Source organism: Treponema sp. (genome assembly GCF_017430385.1).
In the GTDB taxonomy this organism is placed as follows: Bacteria; Spirochaetota; Spirochaetia; order Treponematales; family Treponemataceae; genus Treponema_D.
Genome location: NZ_JAFRNB010000185.1, coordinates 36370 through 54595 on the forward strand (window position 1 = coordinate 36370; position 18226 = coordinate 54595).

Annotated in this window: 16 protein-coding genes and 1 tRNA gene; 12 read left to right on the forward strand and 5 right to left on the reverse strand. The window is 45.0% G+C overall.

Annotation, left to right across the window (positions count from 1 at the left end; genetic code table 11):
* The first annotated feature begins 86 nt into the window (after positions 1-86).
* The 7 genes from hisG to IJJ71_RS14550 all read left to right on the forward strand — a co-directional run bounded on the left by hisG (position 87) and on the right by IJJ71_RS14550 (position 8169).
* On the forward strand, positions 87-959 hold the full coding sequence (gene hisG / locus IJJ71_RS14520) for an ATP phosphoribosyltransferase (RefSeq protein ID WP_296848033.1): 873 nt from the start codon (positions 87-89) through the stop codon (positions 957-959).
* Between the two features lie 58 nt (positions 960-1017).
* The gene (locus IJJ71_RS14525; RefSeq protein ID WP_296848034.1) at positions 1018-1413 is read left to right on the forward strand and encodes a GxxExxY protein; all 396 of its coding nucleotides are present in this window, start codon (positions 1018-1020) and stop codon (positions 1411-1413) included.
* Positions 1414-1585: 172 nt separating this feature from the next.
* The gene (locus IJJ71_RS14530) at positions 1586-2203 is read left to right on the forward strand and encodes an imidazoleglycerol-phosphate dehydratase (protein WP_296848097.1); all 618 of its coding nucleotides are present in this window, start codon (positions 1586-1588) and stop codon (positions 2201-2203) included.
* 175 nt (positions 2204-2378) lie between these two features.
* Entirely contained in the window at positions 2379-4586 is a 2208-nt protein-coding gene (locus IJJ71_RS14535) for a methyl-accepting chemotaxis protein (RefSeq protein ID WP_296848035.1), read from the forward strand.
* Positions 4587-4804: 218 nt separating this feature from the next.
* Positions 4805-5299: an Lrp/AsnC family transcriptional regulator gene (locus IJJ71_RS14540; RefSeq protein WP_296323760.1), complete on the forward strand. Its 495-nt coding sequence runs from the start codon at positions 4805-4807 to the stop codon at positions 5297-5299.
* A 118-nt stretch (positions 5300-5417) separates the two neighbouring features.
* Positions 5418-6587: a pyridoxal phosphate-dependent aminotransferase gene (locus IJJ71_RS14545; RefSeq protein ID WP_296848037.1), complete on the forward strand. Its 1170-nt coding sequence runs from the start codon at positions 5418-5420 to the stop codon at positions 6585-6587.
* A gap of 253 nt (positions 6588-6840) precedes the next feature.
* On the forward strand, positions 6841-8169 hold the full coding sequence (locus IJJ71_RS14550) for a tetratricopeptide repeat protein (protein WP_296848039.1): 1329 nt from the start codon (positions 6841-6843) through the stop codon (positions 8167-8169).
* Here IJJ71_RS14550 and IJJ71_RS14555 read toward each other — a convergent pair.
* The 4 genes from IJJ71_RS14555 to nrdD form a co-directional block, all read right to left on the reverse strand.
* Complete coding sequence (locus tag IJJ71_RS14555; RefSeq protein ID WP_296848042.1) at positions 8166-9062, reverse strand: 1-acyl-sn-glycerol-3-phosphate acyltransferase; 897 nt, start codon at positions 9060-9062, stop codon at positions 8166-8168. The two genes, IJJ71_RS14550 and IJJ71_RS14555, sit on opposite strands and share 4 nt — an antisense overlap.
* A 113-nt stretch (positions 9063-9175) precedes the next feature.
* Positions 9176-9248: transfer RNA gene (locus IJJ71_RS14560), tRNA-Ala, on the reverse strand.
* A 178-nt stretch (positions 9249-9426) separates the two neighbouring features.
* On the reverse strand, positions 9427-9933 hold the full coding sequence (gene nrdG / locus IJJ71_RS14565; RefSeq protein WP_296848044.1) for an anaerobic ribonucleoside-triphosphate reductase activating protein: 507 nt from the start codon (positions 9931-9933) through the stop codon (positions 9427-9429).
* Between the two features lie 111 nt (positions 9934-10044).
* Positions 10045-12222 carry an anaerobic ribonucleoside-triphosphate reductase gene (nrdD, locus tag IJJ71_RS14570; RefSeq protein ID WP_296848046.1) on the reverse strand — a complete coding sequence of 726 codons (2178 nt, stop codon included), beginning with the start codon at positions 12220-12222 and terminating at the stop codon, positions 10045-10047.
* A gap of 295 nt (positions 12223-12517) precedes the next feature.
* On the opposite strand from nrdD, the gene IJJ71_RS14575 reads away from it, so the two are divergent.
* Entirely contained in the window at positions 12518-12889 is a 372-nt protein-coding gene (locus IJJ71_RS14575) for a hypothetical protein (protein ID WP_296848048.1), read from the forward strand.
* Between the two features lie 39 nt (positions 12890-12928).
* Complete coding sequence (gene kduI, locus IJJ71_RS14580) at positions 12929-13771, forward strand: 5-dehydro-4-deoxy-D-glucuronate isomerase (protein ID WP_296848049.1); 843 nt, start codon at positions 12929-12931, stop codon at positions 13769-13771.
* Positions 13772-14149: 378 nt separating this feature from the next.
* Here kduI and IJJ71_RS14585 read toward each other — a convergent pair whose 3' ends face one another.
* Positions 14150-14809 carry a TetR/AcrR family transcriptional regulator gene (locus IJJ71_RS14585; RefSeq protein ID WP_296848051.1) on the reverse strand — a complete coding sequence of 220 codons (660 nt, stop codon included), beginning with the start codon at positions 14807-14809 and terminating at the stop codon, positions 14150-14152.
* Positions 14810-14917: 108 nt separating this feature from the next.
* On the opposite strand from IJJ71_RS14585, the gene prfA reads away from it, so the two are divergent.
* The 3 genes from prfA (at position 14918) to prmC (ending at position 18197) form a co-directional block, all read left to right on the forward strand.
* Positions 14918-15994 carry a peptide chain release factor 1 gene (gene prfA / locus IJJ71_RS14590; RefSeq protein ID WP_296848053.1) on the forward strand — a complete coding sequence of 359 codons (1077 nt, stop codon included), beginning with the start codon at positions 14918-14920 and terminating at the stop codon, positions 15992-15994.
* Positions 15987-17150, forward strand: coding sequence for an MBL fold metallo-hydrolase (locus IJJ71_RS14595; protein ID WP_296848055.1), 1164 nt, complete (start codon positions 15987-15989; stop codon positions 17148-17150). The genes prfA and IJJ71_RS14595 overlap by 8 nt, the downstream gene beginning before the upstream one ends.
* 90 nt (positions 17151-17240) lie before the next feature.
* A complete protein-coding gene (gene prmC / locus IJJ71_RS14600; protein WP_296848057.1) occupies positions 17241-18197 on the forward strand; it encodes a peptide chain release factor N(5)-glutamine methyltransferase in 957 nt (318 codons plus the stop codon).
* Positions 18198-18226 lie beyond the last annotated feature (29 nt).

Genomic DNA, 18226 nt, shown 5'->3' on the forward strand with positions numbered 1-18226 from the left:
AATTGCTCCTTGAAACCATTATATCATCTTTTTTATTCTTATGGAATTTAGTATAATCTTAAAATCTAATCAAAAAGGAATATATTATGGAAAAACTCAGAGTATTATTAGCAAAAGGCAGAATTTACGAATCAGTCTATGAACTTTTGAGCGATGTTGGCATTTCCCTCAAACTTGCAGAACGAACTTACTTCCCAAGCACTAATCAGGACGACTTGGCTTTTCAGGTCGTTAAACCTCAGATTGCAAGCGCACTTTTGGCCTCAAACAAAGCCGATGTCGGATTCTCAGGAAAGGACTGGGTTTATGAAAACGGCGTTCAGTATGAAGTCGAAGAAATCATGGACTTGGGATTTGACCCGGTTCGAATCGTAGCGGCTGTTCCGAACACAGTTGATTTCGACGCTCTCATCAAAAAGCCGGTTACAATCGCAACAGAATATCAGACCCTCAGCAAAAAATGGGTCGAAGAAAAAAAGATTGACGGAAAAATTTTCCGAACTTGGGGTACAAGCGAAGGCTTCGTTCAGGACAACGAGGATTCTCTCGCACAGATTTTGATTGACAACACTTCGACAGGCTCAAGCTTGCGTGCAAACAACCTCAAAATCGTCGATACGCTCATGACTTCTTCAACAAGAATGTACGCTTCCAAAGAAGCACTCAAAGACCCGGAGAAAAAGCAGAAAATCATGGAGCTTAAAATGCTCTTCGAGTCAGTTTTGAACGCTCGTGGTCGCGTAATGCTTGAAATGAACGTTGCAAAGGACAAGTTCGACGGCCTTATCAAGGCTCTTCCATCAATGAAAAGCCCGACTGTCAGCCCGCTCTTCGGTGACGACGGCTACGCAGTAAAAATCGCTGTCAAAAAGAGCGAAGTTCCAACCCTGCTTCCAAAATTGCAGGCACTCGGTGCAACGGACATCCTGGAATACGCGCTGCGTAAGGTTGTGAGATAAAAAAATTCCTCACAGAGCTTTGGAGGCCACAGAGAGAATTTTTGTGTAGGAGAGATGTTTGACAGAAACAGAACTTAATGAATTAACAGAAAAAATCATTGGTGTTGCGATAAAAGTTCATAAAGAACTTGGTCCTGGCCTTTTGGAAAAGGTTTATCAGCGATGCTTAAAAATTGCTCTTGAGGAAGAAGGGCTGCATGTTGATTCAGAAGTGCCTGTTGAAGTTATTTTTCATGGCAAGAAAGTTGCTGATGAAGCTCTAAGAATTGACTTGCTTGTAGAAAATCAAATCGTTCTGGAACTGAAATCAGCATCAAAACTAACAGACTTGTATCAAAAACAACTTGGTACATGTCTAAAATTGGCGAAGAAACCGTGTGGCTTACTGATAAATTTTAATGAAGTTTTGTTGAAAAACGGAATTAAAAGAGTCAAAAACGGATACTTAAAATAGCAGGCGGCGGGACTGGCGCAAGGAACTTACCTAAACTTAAAGCACTCTGTGCCCTCTGTGCCCTCTGTGAGGAAAATAAAAAATGCATATTGAACAGGCGGCGGGACTGGCGCAAGGAACTTACCTAAACTTAAAGCACTCTGTGCCCTCTGTGCTCTCTGTGAGGAATTTAATAATGCGAACTGCTACAATCGAACGAATTACTGGCGAGACTCAGATTTCGCTTACTCTTAATCTTGATGGTACAGGAAAGTGCAGCGTGGAGAATCCGATTGGGTTCTTTGACCACTTGCTTCGCTCTTTCTGTAAGCACGGACTTTTTGATTTGTCCGGCTCAATCAAGGGCGATTTGAACGTAGACCAGCACCATACAATAGAAGATACCGGTATCGTTTTGGGCATGTGCTTTGCAAAAGCCCTCGGCGACTGCGCCGGTATTTACCGAAGCGGCTCTTTCCTCTACCCCATGGACGAAAGTTTGCTCCGTGCGGCAGTTGATTTTGGCGGGCGTCCCTTCCTTGTCTGCAATGCAGAACTTTCAAATATTCCTCTCGTGAGCGTACAGGACGGAAAGCAGGGCACTTTCCAGACAGATTGCTTTGACGATTTCTGGAACGGCTTTGTTCAGGCGACAAAATGCAACCTGCATCTCGACACTTTGCGGGGCCGCAGCGATCATCACAAAATGGAGGGCTTGTTCAAGGCGGCTGCCCGTGCAATCCGAAGTGCGGTTGAAATTGACCCTCGGCGTAACGGTGAAGTTCCAAGCACAAAAGGCGTTATTGTATAAAAATTAAAAATAACTTTAAATAAAACTAGCTTTTTTCTTAAAAATAGGTTAAAATAGTCATATAATCCCCATAGCAAAACTTGGCAGGGCGGGCAAGTTTTCTCCGCTGGCGAAAACTTGCATTTTCGTTGCTTCCATGCAACGCCACTAACGCTGAGTTTTTACAGGAGTTTCTATGACACAAAAGACCAAAGCCAGTGGCGGTTTCAAAAGTATTCGCACTCAGCTTGTACTTACAATCGGCCTTTTCCTGCTTGTGCTCCTTGCACTTTGCTCTGTATTCATTTTGAGCAATGTTTCCAGCCGGTTCCGCAATATTTCCGACAATTATCTTCATGAAATGGCTTCTTACTATTCCGAAACAACGAAGTCGATTATTGCACATGAATATGCCACTTGCAGCGCGCTCAAAACTGTCGTCGAGCAGGTAGAAAATGTTCCTCCTGCCCAGCGGCGTGATTTTGTGAACGCTATTTTAAAACAGGCTCTAATCGCCAACGAAAATTTTGTTGATACCTGGGTAGTTTACGAGCCGAACGCATTGGACGGCCTTGATTCTCAGTATGCGAACACTGAAAATCACGATTCCACAGGTCGTTTCATTCCTTATTGGACAAAAGTTGGCTCTACGATTGAATGTACACCTCTCACTGATTACGAAAATGGCTTTTGGTATGTAAATCCGCTTAAAAGTCCTACAGGAATTCTAATTGACCCGAATCCCTACGAAATTGGCGGCAAAACAATCTGGGTTTGTGGAGTCGCATTTCCGATTCACTCTAAGAATGGTAAACCAATCGGTGTAATTGGTCTTGATATGTCACTTGACACTCTTTCTTCACTTCTTAAGCAGGTCAAAGTCTATGATTCCGGCTATCTCTCGCTCATTTCCGATTCGGGGCTTCTTGCGGTTGATTATGACACGGAGAACGAAGGTCAGAATCTTGCTGCTTATACTGATTCTTCGACGGGCCCTCTATTTCAGTCCAGCAAATCTTCTCTCCAGCCTTTTGGCATGACTGTTAAAGAAAAAGACGAGAGTGTCTACAAATATTATCAGCCATTTAAAGTTGAAGATGCAAAAGAAGTCTGGTTCCTTGGTCTTAATGCGAAAGAATCAGAAATCACGGCGGCAGCAAAGGCTGTTTTCTTCATTTCGACGGTTGCCTTTGTCCTCACCGCTCTTGTAATTCTTTTTGTTCTCTTCCTGATTATTCAGGGCGTTGTCAAAGAAATGAACAAAGGTGTCTCTGCAATGCAGAATATCGCGCAGGGAGACGGTGATTTGACTGTCCGCATGGAGGTTAAGACCGACAATGAGCTTGGAAAAATGTACAAATTCTTCAATCTTACCATTGAAAAGATTCAGAATTCCATTGCGCAGGTCAAAGAGGCTGCGGGAAATCTTACGGAGCAGGGGTCTGCTCTCGGAGACAGTATGAATGATACGGCCGCAAGTGCCAACGAGATAACTGCGAATATCGATTCCGTAAACAAGCAGGTTCAGCAGCAGGGGCGTAATGTTCATGAAGCCCAGGAATCTCTCGGTTCAATCAACAGCAGCGTAAGTGAGCTTGTATCTAACATTCAGAGTCAGAGTTCAAGCGTTGTAGAGTCTTCTTCTGCAATCGAAGAAATGGTTGCTAATATCCGTTCCGTAACAGGAATCCTTGAGAAGAACGGCATTACAATCAAATCTCTTGAAAATTCTTCTGAATCGGGTAGGGTTAGTATAAACAACTCGGTTGAGGCAATCAAAAAGATTCAGGAACAGTCGGGAACCCTTCTTGAAGCAAGTAAAATCATTCAGGCAATTGCGAGTCAGACAAACATGCTTGCTATGAACGCAGCGATTGAGGCGGCTCATGCCGGTGAAAGCGGCAAAGGTTTCTCCGTTGTTGCCGATGAAATTCGTAAACTTGCGGAAGATTCAAACAAGCAGGGAAAAAACATTACAAACAACCTCAAAGTTGTTCTTGCAAGCGTCAAGGAAGTCACAGATTCTTCTGAGCAGCTGCAGAATCAGTTCAACGAAATATATGAGCTGACTCAGGCTGTTGCCCGGCAGGAACTCACGATTATGAATGCAATGCACGAGCAGTCCGAAGGTGGCGAGCAGATTCTTGAGGCAATCAAGCAGATTCAGGATGTAACGGCGAGCGTAAAGGGTTCCAGCGATGCAATGGAAGATGCCACTAAGGAAGCAAATGTGAAAATGGATAATCTTATGCGTCTCACCGAAGAAATTACGGCCAGCATGGATGAAATGTCAATCGGTATTGAGTCAATTAACAATTCAATCAATGCCGTCAACGATATGACCCATAAAAATACCCAGAGTATCGAGTCTCTTGGTGAGGCTGTGAGCAAATTTAAGGTATAGTGAAATTTCGAAAAATTTTCTTCTGCTGATATTTTCTGATTTCCCATGACTTTTTTCAAAAGCAGTCCTGTGTATTTGATTATACAGGACTGTTTTTATTCTCCTTTCTAATGATATACTTTTCAAATAAAGAACAATAAATTAAAATAAAATATGGGAATTCCTGAAAAGCTCAGTTTTTCGAAGTTTCCATAAGTCAACATATCAGAGGTAAAAGTATGGACGGTAAAGAAGAAATTTTGGATTTGCTGCGTGAGAATGCGCGTCTGGCCGTTGAAGACATTTCGGCGATGACAAAAAAATCCGCCGATGAGGTAAAGGCTATCATCAAAAGTCTTGAAGACGAAGGAATTATCTTAAAATACGCCGCCATCGTTAACCCGGAAAAAGATATTAATACAAAGGACAAGGTTCGTGCTGAAATTGAAATCCAGTGCCAGCCTGAGCGTGAGCACGGTTTTGATGCTCTTGCCGAGCGAATCTACCGCTTCCCGCAGGTCAAGTCGCTTTACCTTATGAGCGGCGGCTATGATTTGAAGGTCGTGATTGAAGGCGATGATTTGCGTGAAGTGGCTCTTTTTGTGGCTCAAAAGCTTTCAACTTTGGAAGGAGTTCGCTCAACAAAGACCCACTTCCTGCTCAAAACATACAAAGAAAACGACGTTCTCTATGTAGAGGACGAAAGCGACCGCCGTGAAGGAGTGATGGCTTGAAACAAAAAATACATCCATGTATTTTTTGTTTCTGACGAGTTTTCCAAGCGAAAACTCGCAGATGAATTTTGCTGTATAATGACGCGGCGTCCATGCCGCTAATTGGAGATATATAAAATTGAACACTCGAGAAGATAGATTATCAAAATCAATGCAGAATATTCCGCCGTCGGGCATCCGTAAGTTTTTTGAGATGCTGATTGGTCATGACGATGTAATTTCGCTTTCGGTTGGTGAGCCGGATTTCCCGACTCCGTGGGTTATCCGCGAGGAAGCTTACTATCATCTTGAAAAGGGACACACTTCCTACACTTCAAACTGGGGCTTGATTGAACTTCGTGAAGAAATCGCCAAATACATGGAGCGATACAACCTTTACTACAACCCAAAGAATGAAATTTTGATTACGGTTGGTGCGAGTGAGGGCGTTGATGCCGTTCTTCGTGCAATCTTGAACCCTGGTGACGAGATTATTGTCGTTCAGCCTTGCTATGTAAACTACACTCCGCTTGCTGAGCTTACGGGCGCAAAAGTCGTTCCAATCGACACGAGCGTAAACGGTTTTTACCCCACAGCCGAACAGATTGAAAAGGCAATCACTCCAAAAACTAAGTGCGTGATGATGTGCTCTCCGAACAATCCAACGGGCACGATGATTCCAAAAGCTGAGCTTGAAAAAATCGCAAAAGTCGTCGTTAAAAATCAAATCTGGTGTATTTCCGATGAAATTTACTGCGAGCTTGCTTATGATGGGGCTGAGCATGTTTCTGTAGGCTCTTTCCCGGACATGAAGGACTACACAATCATCCTCAACGGCTTCTCAAAATCTTTCGCAATGACAGGATGGCGAATCGGCTACATCGCGGCCCCTGCAGAAGTTCTTGCTCAGATTGTAAAACTTCACGGCTACAACACAATCTGTGCTCCGATTTTCAGCCAGTACGCGGCTGTCGAAGGTTTGCGCCACGGCTGGAAGGATGTCGAAAAAATGAGAGTCAGCTATCAGCAGCGACGAAATCTCATGTACAAGGCTTTCTGTGACATGGGGCTTGAAGTTCCTGAGCCGACGGGTGCGTTCTACATGTTCCCGAGCATCAAAAATCTCGGTATTTCCAGCGAAGAATTTGCCACCCAGCTTTTCCAGAAGCACAATGTCGCTGTCGTTCCTGGTAGCGTCTTCGGCTTGGGCGGCGAAGGCCATATCCGCTGCTGTTATGCCACCGCAATCGACAAAATGAAGACTGCTCTCGACAGAATCGCTGAGTTTGTCGAAGAATTAAGGAAATAGAACTCCCGCATGGATGCGGGATAAAAGCAAAGAGAGAATTTTCTGTAAAGAAAATTCTCGTACGAATCAAGAAATCCACGGATGGATTTCTTGTTCGCAGAGTTCGTTGAGGAGCTTAGGGGTACGGGGGCAAAGCCCCTGTAGAGAGGGTAGCGGAAAAGCTCTGCTTTGGAGCGAGGGGGAGACTTCCCCCTTTAATTTTCCATTTTCCACTTTCAGTTTTCCGCTTTTTCTGCCGATAATTAAAGAAGATATGAGTACTTTAATTGCTGTTGTTATTATTACGGCTTTTGCTGCGATTGTTCTCTCATTCGCGACCCGAAAAAAGTCTGGTAAAAAGGGGAAGCAGAAGTCTCGCGCCCAAATTTTGAAGGAATCTACTCGAAAACTTGCTCAGGATCCTCACAACCCGGATGCTCTCATGGCTTTGGGCGATTTATATTACAACGAACGAGCATGGGATAAGGCTTATCCGATTTATGAGACTCAGATGAGCGTGGCTCCAGCTCACAAAGAAATTGATATTTTTCGGGCGGCTTTGAGGCAGGGAATTTGTGCAGTAAAACTTGAAAAAATTCCCGAGGCATTCAAAGGACTGAGCGCAGCTGTTCAGATTAATCCGAATGATTTTGAAGTAAACTATTATCTTGGCCTGGCTTTTTATAAAAACAACGAGTTTGAAAAGGCCGTGCCGAGATTTAAAAGAGTTGTCACAGTAAAACCTGAGGCGACGGGCATAGCATCACCTCTCGGTCTTTCTCTTTATAAAGCAAAGCATTACAAGGAAAGTCTTCCGTATCTCAAACGCGCTTTGGATGAAAATCCTGAGAACAAAGAGGCTCTTTTTGCGATGGCCGATGGCATGAACGAAAGCGGCTACGGTGAAAAGGCTATGAAGGTCTTTATGCATCTTCGTCCTGATCCAGAATTTGGTGCAAAGGCTTGTCTTGCGGCCGGTATGTACCATCTGAAGCTTGGTGAGGCTGACAAGGCCATTCAGGATTTTGAGATTGGCCTCAAGCATCAGAATGCGGCTCCAGAAATTGCGATTGAGACCCGCTATCGTCTTGCATTGGCTTATTTTGCTCAGAAAACAATCGGCAAGGGCATAGAATGTTTGCAGGCTATTCAGGCCATAAATCCTCAGTACAAGGATGTTCCGCAGCTTCTTGCACGCTATTCCGAGCTTAACCAGAACCAGAATTTGCAGACTTATCTTATGGCCGGTTCGAGCGATTATGTTGCGCTCTGCCGAAAAATCGTCTTGAAGTTTTATCAGAAGGCTGTCACAAAAATCGTTGATATTTCGGTCAAGCCTGAAAACATCGAGATTTTGGTCAGCGTTGAATTTATCCGTTCGGAAGAGACCCATATTTTCAGATTCTATAGGACTACAGGTGCGGTTGCTGATTTGTATGTCCGCGAGTTCCATTCTCGTGTTACGGAAGCAAAGGCCGACAAGGGCGTGTGCATTACGGCGGGCTTGTTCAGTGAGGAAGGCCGCAAATACGCAGAAGGCCGCCCTATCGATTTGGTAGATAAGAACGGCCTCATTAAGATTTTGAAAAAGATTGATTCTTAGCGCAGCTTTTCGATTTTATCGTGCTGCTCGTCAAAAATTTCCATGATATGGTCGATGACTTTCTGCTTTGGATCCGGCTCGCTCTCTGGGAGAGTTGCGAGATAATCCTTGCGGAACTGTTTGCAGTCAATTACCGGGCTTGCAGTGAAAATCTGAACATCCGGTGCAACCAAGTCTGCGAGCATATCATCCGGGTTGTTCATGTCGATTGTGAGCGCGCTTCCGTTGATTGTTACCAAAATCATTACATCGAACATTCGCAAGTATGAGTCAATTTCGCGCAAACCTCGTTTTGTCTCCGGGTGACCAGGGCGGTAGCGTGTGCCGCTTGGGAATACAAGAATAACTTCGCCGTCACGCTTGCATTTATCCATTGCGCGCATTGCTGCGAGATTGATTGTGCGGGCGCGTTTTTCTTCTTCAATTTTTTCTTCTTCAGATTTTGCCTTTTCCTCAGCTTTTGTGAGAGAGCGGGTAGGGTAAATTACAACCCTTGTGAAACTTTCTGCAAAGGCACGGACAAGCGGGTTTGCTTCGTTGAGCTTCATTCCGGCAATTGCGACGATTCGTTTTGAAAGGTCTTTGCCGTCTTCGCCTAAATCGTGCTCCAAAAGGTAGCAGAGTGCCGGAAGGTCAGTGTTGGAATAGTGCTCCATGAGAATAAGACCGTGCTTTCCGTTTTTAACCGCGTCCAAAAAAGCGCGGAAATTTTCTTTGCCCTCAAGACGGCTTCCTTCAGCCATGTTTTCTGCGACAAGAGCATCCATGAATTTGCGTGTCTGCGGATTTTCCTTTTGATAAACATTTGTTTCGTCAATTTTTGCAGCTGCAACCGAAAGATTTGCGATTTGTTTGAGCATGTCTGCATATTTTTCGCGAAGTGAAATTGCCATAAATTCCTCGATAAAAATATAATTCCCTTATTTTAAAGCTGATATTGATTTTTAGCAAGTAAAAGGGAAAGTTGCTTTTAAAATAAAAAACTTCCGTGCTTGACGGAAGCTGTTGGAGACGATCGGACTCGAACCGACCACCCTTTGATTGCGAACCAAATGCTCTACCAGATGAGCTACGCCCCCAATAAGTATTTTTATATTATAGCATTGAAATAAAAATTTCAACTGTCATTCCGAGCCGTCCCCATGCGGGCATCAGAGCTTCAACAGGCAATTGTCGACATCCATGTCGTGACAAGTTTTTGACAAGCAAAAACTTGCGGATTTATTTTCTTTGTGCCGCCTCCATGCGGCGCATAAATTATAGCTTCATCAGGCAATTGTGTTCTAGGTCGATGATTCGCTGGTTGCGGCTTCCGCGGAAGTTTAGCGTCAGGTCGCGCTCTTTTTCGATGAACGGACCGTCAATCAGAACATTTATGCAGGCCAACATTCGGTTTGTGAAAGGCGTGTGCTTGCGACCGTCAGCAGGGAGCAAATCTTTGTCGTAGAGATAGCCTGTGAAACACCAGATATTTTTGTTCGGAAGCTCTTTTTTGACCCTTTCCAAAAACGGTGCGAGGACTTCCTGATTTTCTTCTTCAAACGGCTCTCCGCCAAGCACTGTTAGCCCGGCAATATGAGCTGGCTTGAGTGCTTCGATGATTTCATCTTCGGTCTCTTTGGTGAAAGGATTTCCGAAGTTAAAATCCCATGTAATCTGATTGTGGCAGCCCTTGCAGTGGACTCGGCAACCTGAGACGAACAGTGAGACGCGAACGCCCAAGCCGTCAGCGATATCGATTTTTTTAATTATTCCGTAGTTCATATTTTTTTTAGAAAAAGATTGCCTGGTCGAGCCAGGCAATACAAGTGTGTCATGATATTGTCATTTTCCGGCTAAGGACAGCATTGCCGCCCTATTTAGCCATGGGAATTTTTACAAGTGCAAGACTCGCTCTTTGATTTCCTGAGTGCGGCCCTGGTTCCAGTACTGGGTGCCGATGTATCCGCATGTTCGGCGGGCTACATTCATTGTGGCCTGATCTTTGTTGCCGCAGTTCGGGCACTGCCATACGAGCTTGTTGTCGCTGTCGGTTACGATTTTGATTTCACCTGTGTAACCGCATTTCTGGCAGCAGTCACTCTTGGTGTTGAGTTCGGCATACATGATGTTGTCATAGATATGCTTGAGAAGTGTCATGACGGCCGGAATGTTGTTTTCCATGTTTGGAACTTCAACATAGCTTACGGCACCGCCCGGAGAAAGCTCCTGGAACTGGCTTTCAAAGCTGAGCTTTGTGAATGCGTCCATCTTCTCTGTGACATGAACATGATAGCTGTTCGTGATGTAGTTTTTGTCCGTAACGCCCGGAATTTCACCGAATCGCTTTTTGAGGCATTTTGCGAACTTATATGTAGTTGATTCAAGCGGAGTGCCGTAGAGTGAGAATGCGATGTTTGACGCTGCTTTCCACTCGGCACATTTTTCGTTGAGGTGCTTCATGATTTCGATTGCGAATGGCGTTGCGCTTGGGTCTGTATGTGGTTTGCCTGTCATGTAGCGTACACATTCACACAATCCTGCGTAACCCAAAGAAATTGTTGAGTAACCGCCGAAAAGCAGTTTGTCGATTGTTTCACCTTTTTCGAGGCGGGCAAGGGCACCGTGCTGCCAGAGGATTGGAGCGACATCGCTTGGGGTGCCGAGCAATCGCTGGTGTCGGCGCATGAGTGCTTTGTGGCAAAGTTCAAGTCGCTCATCGAAAATTTCCCAGAATGACTTGTAATCTCCGTTTGAAGAGCAGGCTACGTCTACAAGGTTGATTGTGACTACACCCTGATTGAAGCGGCCATAATATTTTGGTTTGCCATGCTCGTCGAGATATGGTGTAAGGAATGAGCGGCAGCCCATGCATGGGTAGCAGTTTCCCTTGCCGTTTGCATCGACTTTGAGTTCGAGCATTTTCTTTTCGGAAATGTAATCCGGAACCAAGCGGCGAGCCGTACATTTTGCGGCAAGCTCTGTGAGTGGGTAATATTTTGCGCCTGGCTCGATGTTGTCCGGTTCGAGGACATAAATGAGTTTTGGGAATGCCGGTGTGACCCAGAAGCCCTTTTCGTTTTTAACGCCCTGATAACGCTGTTTGAGCATTTCTTCGATAATCATGGCGAGGTCGGCCTTTTCCTGCTCGTTCTTTGCTTCGTTGAGATACATGAAGACTGTGATGAACGGAGACTGGCCGTTTGTTGTCATGAGAGTGACGACCTGATACTGAATTGTCTGAACGCCACGGGTGATTTCGTCACGGATTCGCATTTCGACGATTTTGTTGAACTGTTCGTCGGTGAATTTTAAGCCTGTCTGCTCCTCAACGCGCATTGTCTCGCGCTGGAACTTTTTGCGGCTTACTTCTACGAACGGAGCCAGGTGTGCGAGAGAGATTGACTGACCACCGTACTGAGAAGAAGCGACCTGTGCGATAATCTGAGTTGCGATGTTGCAGGCTGTTGAGAATGAATGTGGTGTGTCGATTTTTGTGCCTGAGATGACTGTGCCGTTCTGGAGCATGTCCTCAAGGTTGACCAAATCACAGTTGTGCATGTGCTGTGCGAAATAGTCGGCATCGTGGAAGTGGATGAGACCTTCATCGTGAGCCTTTACGATGTCCTCGTCGAGAAGGAATCGTTTTGTGATGTCTTTTGATACTTCGCCGGCCATGTAGTCGCGCTGAACTGAAACGACTGTTGAGTTTTTGTTTGAGTTTTCTTGTTTGACTTCCTCATTGTTGCATTCGAGAAGAGAAAGAATCTGCGAGTCCGTAGAATTGGCACGACGCATGAGCTGGTGCTGGTAGCGATATGTGATGTATTTTTTTGCGATGTCGAATGCACCGGCCTTCATGATGGCCTTTTCTACCAAGTCCTGAATGGCTTCGACATTCATTTCGTGATTCTCAGCGGCGCACTGCTTTTCGATGTTCTCCGCAATGCTGTTGATTGTTGTACCTGCAAGCTGCTCCGACGGTGGAACTTCATTGTTCGCTTTTGAAATGGCCGTAATGATTTTGTGGATGTCAAATACGACTTCTTCACCGTTGCGTTTGATAATTTTCATGCCGATGCCCCTCCAGACATTAAATAATATTTTAAAAAAAATGCTTGACAAATTCGAATTTCTGTGTAGTGTCTGTCACCTTAATTATTGGCTAAAATGACACTACCTATAGCGTTTTTTTGTAATTTTCAAAATCATAATTCCACAAGGGATTTTAGTCAATCCGTTTTTTGAAGAAAGTCAATAAAATCAAAAAGAAGTCGGTTTTTTCTAAGCAATACCAAATTTGCTAAAAATTGAAAATTTCGCTACAATTTCTATAAATCATCTTAAAACAAATAGTTAGGAGTCAAAAATGAAATCAACAAAAATTCTTTCGGCACTCGTCGCAGTGCTCTTCCTGTTTGCGGTAGTTCCGCTCGCAGCATCAGGCAAGTCAGATTCTTCAAATAAAGAGGAACAAAAGAAAGAGCAGAAAGTTGAGAAATCGGAATCAGACAAAAAAAAGGCAACAAAATCTTCTGAAAAAGAGTCAGAATCAGAGTCAGAAAATATAAAAGAAGGATTCAAGGAAGCTGGAAAAGCCGTCGGCACTGCTGGCAAGGAAGTCGGTAAGGCTGCGAAAGGTGTCGGAAAGGAAATTGGTTCCGCCGCAAAATCTTTTGGAAAAGGCGTAAAACAGGCTTTCTCTTCGGATTCTGAAGATTCAGACTCAAAAAAAGACTAGGTTATCGGGCTAGTTCCGGTAGGCACACAGGAGAAAATCATGGACATTCGTTACTCAACAGGTAAAGAGCCGTTCAAAAGAATGACTACTGAAGAAATTCGCGATGAATTTCTCATCGAGAACATTTTCATCAAAAATGATGTTACTGCAGTTTACAGCCACATCGACCGAATCGTAACTTTGGGCTGTATGCCTGTTGACGAGACAGTTAAGCTCGACAAAAACATCGATGCAATGAAAGACTTCGGCGTTGATTTCTTCTTGCAGCGTCGCGAGCTTGGTATGATTAACATCGGTGGTGACGGTCTTGTCGTTGCGGATGGAAAAACTTATGAGGTAAAACACTACGATGCGCTTTATCTCGGTGCTGGCACAAAAGAAGTCACACTGGCTTCAAAAGATGCTTCAAAACCTGCAAAATTCTACATGAACTCAACTCCGGCTCACTGCACTTACCCAAGCCGAATCATCACTTATGAGCAGGCAAACCATGTTCACATGGGAAGTGCTGCAGAATCAAACGACCGAACAATCAACCAGTACATTCACCCGTCAATTTTGGACACATGTCAGCTTTCAATGGGAATGACACACTTGGAGACTGGTTCAGTATGGAACACAATGCCGGCTCATACACACGAACGCCGTATGGAAGTTTACTTCTATTTTGATTTCCCGGAAGATCAGATTGTATTCCATTTCATGGGCGAGCCAAATCAGACACGCCACATCGTAATGCACAACAACGAAGCCGTAATCAACCCAAGCTGGAGCATCCACTCAGGCTGCGGCACAAGCAACTACACTTTCATCTGGAGCATGGGCGGCGAAAACCGAACATACACCGACCAGGACTGGATCCGCACTCCTGACCTGCGATAGCAGGGCGGGAGAAGTTCAATAACTTCCTTGCAGGACGAGGCGGCTTGGTCGCCTCATACGCACACCGGATTTACGTTAGTAAATACGGTGGTTTATAATAGGTTCCTTGCGTACGCGGCGGGCTTGCCCGACCGCATATGCACTCCAGATCTTAGATAGACTATTTGTTGCGAGCATGGAGCGAGCGAGAGGTAGAGAGAATTTTCACAGAAAATTCTCGTACGAACTCAAAAATCCACGGATGGATTTTTGAGTTCGAAGCACTCCGGATTTACGATAGTGGTTCGGGGGATCTTAAGGGGCTTGCCCCTTAGGAGAAGGGGTAGCGGAAAACGCGAAGCGGTTGTAGCGAGGGGAAGACTTTCCCCTTTATTTTTTTTATTTGAGCATTGAGCAGAATGTTGTGACCAGATTGTCGATTTCGCTGTAATCAGTTTCGTTTGGCGCGTCGAATAAAGAGCCTTCGCCACTTTCTGGATTTGAGCGGATTTCAATCTTCTTTTTGATGATGTATTCGTCGAGGTTGGCAACGGTGATTGATGCGAACATTTTTGAAAGGGATTCGAGGTCGTTTTCTTCCAGGTCGATGATTTTTCCGGCTTTTGCGAGGCAGCGGAGAGCAGTTTTAGTCTGATTTACGAGCTTGTCGCGTGTTTCCTGGGCGATTTTTGCCGCCGCAGTTGAGATGTATTTTTCGCTTTCAATAAAGGAATAAATTTGTACCAGAGGCTCTTTTTCGCTCATTTTGAACCAGCGGTTTACGATTGCCTTCATTACATTTTCAGAAGGGTAACGCTGTGATATTGATTCAATGTCTGTTGGGATAAAATATGTCTTTCGGTAATAGTCGCCGCACCATCTGATGCAGTCTTCGACCATTGCGTCACGGCTTTCGTAGTGATTGTAAAGAGAGGCTTTTTTGATTCCGAGCCTTTCCGCAACATCTGAAAGTGAAGTTCCGCCTGCGTTTTTCACAAAGCAGGAATCCAAAAATGCGAGAATAATCTTCTCGCGAGTAACTTTTTCTGATTTTGCCATTTCCCCACCCAATTTTCGGAATCGAAAGTTCCAAAAACTAACAAACATTAGTTTATTCTTACTTCGGTCATTTGTCAAGGTTTGCGAAATTTGATAGAATGAAACACTATGGATTTATTGAAGAAACTTACAGAATTGGATGCTCGTTATGTTGAGGTGAACGAGCTTGTTCAGGATCCGGATTTGGTAAAAGACCAGAAGAAATACAAAGATGTTATGCGTGAACATGGTCATCTAACGGATGTTCTCGAAGTCGGAAACGAATACCGAAAATGCTTGCAGGGCATTGAAGATGCCAAAATGATGATTACGGCTGAGGACGATGCCGAAATGAAGGAGATGGCCCGCGAGGAGCTTAAAGAACTTGAAGAAAAGGTTCCTCAGCTTGAAGAGCAGATTAAGCTTAAGCTCATTCCGCCTGATCCTCTTGATGAAAAGAACATTATCCTTGAGATTCGTTCTGCTGCGGGCGGTGACGAGGCTAGTTTGTTCGTGCGCGACATGTGGGAAATGTACATTCACTTGTGCGAGCGCAAAGGCTGGAAGTACGAGAATGTCGAGGCTCAGGAAACAGAAGTTGGCGGATTTAACAAAATCGTCACTCAGATTACAGGAAAATTCGTTTACGGAACCCTTCGCTGGGAATCTGGCGTTCACCGTGTTCAGCGAGTTCCGGCTACAGAAAGCCAGGGACGCTTGCAGACTTCAACTGTCACGGTTGCAGTTTTGCCGGAAGCCGAAGAAGCAGATATTAAAATCAATCCGGGCGATGTCCGCGTAGATGTAATGCGTGCGGGTGGACCAGGCGGCCAGTGTGTCAACACGACTGACTCTGCTGTCCGACTCACACATATTCCAACGGGAATCGTCGTTATCCAGCAGGACCAGAAATCTCAGATTAAGAATAAAGAAAAGGCATGGGAAGTTTTGCGTGCGCGCCTGTTCGATTTTGAGCAGAGCAAGCTTGATGCCGAGCGTTCTTCTGCACGCCGAAGCATGGTTGGAAACGGCGACCGCTCAGAAAAAATCCGCACTTACAACTATCCGCAGGACCGCGTAACTGACCACAGAATCAACCTTTCGCTCCACAATTTGCCGGGCTTTATGATGGGTAATATGGACGAAATGCTTGATGCACTCAACGTCTACGCCAAAGAGGAAGAGTTTAAAGCACTTGATGCGTAAGTTTCTTCATTTTCTTGCGGTTGTCGGGCTTGTGATTGCCGGAATTATTGCAGTTGTCTCGCTTTTTGCCTTCGTTTTTTTGAAGACATGGAAGCCCTTTGGCGGAAAGGCGGGCAAAACTGACCGCAAGAATTATGCAGAGCGGGCGGAAAATTTTGACGGAAAGAAGTTCCATAATATTGAGGAATTTCCAACTCTGTCGATGCAGAAAAATCCTGCTCCGGACCCGCTCACTTTTTCAAAGAAAAATCCACGGCCTGATTTTGACTTTCCTGTAAAAATACCCGATTTTATGAATCAGGAAGATAAAAATAACCGTCTTTCGCCAGAAAAATTCCGAGTCACATGGTTCGGGCATTCCAGTCTTCTTTTGCAGATGCATGGGCTGAACATTCTGATTGATCCGGTTTTTTCAGAAATGATTTCGCCGGTTTCGTTCGTGGGGAGCAGGAGATTTTCAAAGCCGCCTGTTTCTGTCGCTGACTTGCCAGAAATCGATATTCTTCTTCAGACTCACGACCATTATGACCATTTGGACTACGATGTTATCCGCGAAATCGACAAAAAGGTAAAAAAATATATCGTTCCGCTTGGTGTGGAAAACCATTTGGAGCGGTGGGGCGTAAAATCTTCGAAAATCACGAATATGGCCTGGTGGGAAGAAACTGACGTTGACGGTTTGATGATTGCCTGCACTCCGGCCCAGCATTTTTCTGGCAGGCATTTGACAGACAACATGGCGACTCTTTGGTGCAGCTGGGTTTTAAAAGATGAATTTTATCAGATTTTTGAAAGCGGTGACTCTGGTTTTGGCTCTCACTGGCAGAAAATCCACGATAAGTACGGAGATTTTGACTTTGCGATGATGGAATGTGGCCAGTACGATGTTCAGTGGCCGCGGGTCCATTCATTCCCGGAGCAGTCTGTTGAAGCCGCAAGAATTCTTGGAGCAAAAATTGCGATGCCGATTCATTGGGGTGCGATTATTCTTTCACGGCACGGCTGGGATGACCCGGTGGAGCGTTTTTTGCTCGCTGCAGAAAAAGAAGAAATCACCGTGATGACGCCATACATCGGCCAGACGGCAAATATCGAAACGCCCATGCTTTTTACGGAAAGATGGTGGCGAAGAAGGGAAATTTCTTTGCTACGGTAGGGAGCCGGTCGCGAAGCGAACAAACTCGTGAAACGAGTTTGTAGGCGAGTATCGGTGAAGGCTATGCTTGAACCGTGCAGGAGAAATATTGTGAAAATTCAGCAGGCAAAAATCTACGGAAAAAATGAACTGACTTCATCTCCAACTTCTGAGCTTGATACGGCGGTGCTCTTGCAGCACATTACGGGCTTTGACAAGACGCATCTTCTTTTGAACCGTGACTATGAATTGACTCAGAAGCAGGAAGCGGATTTTTTGACTGCGATTGAAAAGCGAAAGACAGGTTTACCTGTTGCATACATCACAGGTCACAAGGAATTTTTCGGACTGGATTTTTATGTCACGCCTGATGTTCTGATTCCCAAGCCAGACACGGAACTTCTTGTAGAGCTTGCACTTGATGCGCTTGAAGATAAATTCCGTGCAAAGCCTGACGCAATCCCTACTGTCTGTGACATGTGCACTGGAAGCGGCTGCGTGGGTCTTTCCATTGCGAAAACGCTTGCAGACAAGGCTGGTGAGAAAAAAGAAACCACAGATTACACAGATTACACAGATTACACAGATTACACAGATTCCCGGCGATTGAGTTTTACTTTGGTTGATATAAGCGAGAAAGCACTGGCTATTGCGCGGAAAAATTGTGTGGGGCTTGGCATGGATACTGCAAATTTCCACTTTATCCAGTCAAATCTCTTTGAAAATGTGCTGCCGACATTCGACCTGATTGTTACGAATCCGCCGTATGTTCCTCATTCAGAAAGCCTGGAGCTTTTGAAGGACGGACGGAGCGAGCCTCTTCTGGCCCTTGACGGCGACGTGGATGAAGTGGGGGAGGTGAGCGGAACGAATGACGGACTTGCCTTGATTCGTCGTCTTGTGCCACAGTGCTACGAGCATTTGAACCGAAACGGAGTGCTGATTATGGAAACCGGCGAATACAATGCCGAAGAAACGGCCAAACTTTTTAAGCAGGCGGGCTTTCGCAATGTTAAAATTGAATACGACATGAACGAAATGATGCGGGATGTCGTGGGAGTGAAATAGCTTGATTTTTATGCAGTTAAAGTTTATAT